The organism is Pseudomonas sp. P65(2024), assembly GCF_057480955.1.
This window is the reverse complement of sequence record NZ_JBLIYX010000044.1, coordinates 1-841: the sequence shown is the minus strand read 5'-3', so window position 1 is coordinate 841 and position 841 is coordinate 1. Positions and strand designations below refer to the sequence as shown.

General features: G+C 55.9%; 1 pseudogene. It reads right to left on the bottom strand.

Annotated features, from left to right (window positions below):
- Positions 1–778, bottom strand: a pseudogene (locus AC25MA_RS25790) (IS3 family transposase); the annotation flags it as partial.
- Positions 779–841: the final 63 nt, after the last annotated feature.

Below are 841 nucleotides of genomic sequence, written 5' to 3'. Positions count from 1 at the left end.
CTGCTCATCCTGGGCTTCATTGACCAACCAATGACTTGGCGAGAGAACAGATCCAACACTACCGCCAGGTACAGCCACCCTTCATAGGTGCGGATGTAGGTGATATCGGTCACCCAGACCTTATTCGGCTCACTGACCTTGAACTGCCGGGCCAGATGGTTGGGCGATGCCACTGTTGGTTTTCCGCCATAAAACCCAGGACGACGGCGATAGCCCGTTTGCGAACGCAGCCCCTCTGCCTGCATCAAGCGACCGACTCGATTTCGCCCACAGATCTCTCCCAGCTCTCGAAGGTCATCGTGAATCTTGCGATAGCCATACACGCCTCCGCTTTCTAACCAGGCATGCTTGATCAAGCCAAGCAGGCGTTGATCTTCTTTGGCTCGGGCAGATTGAGGCTCGGCCAACCAAGCGTAGTAGCCGCTGGGATGCACCTTGAGGGTTTGGCAAAGGCGACGCACTGGGTAATCCGTCGAGTGCTTGTTGATGAAGGCGTACTTCAGCCGCACTCCTTGGCAAAGTACGCGGCGGCCTTCTTTAAGATGTCTCGCTCTTCTGTCACCCGCTTGAGTTCAGCGCGTAGCTTGCGCAGTTCAGCCTGCTGATCATTGTCTTGCTGACGCTGCTCTTGGGGCTTGCTGTAGACCTTGATCCAAGCGTAAAGGCTGTGCACGGACATGCCCAGGCGCTGGGCGACCTCGGCGACAGGTTTGCCTTTTTCGGTCACTTGCTTGACCGCTTCGATCTTGAATTCTTCGGGGTAACGCTGACGACTCATGGCACCTCCTATTTGGGCCTCATTATGAGGCTTGGAGGTGTCTACGAAACCAGGGGCGATTCA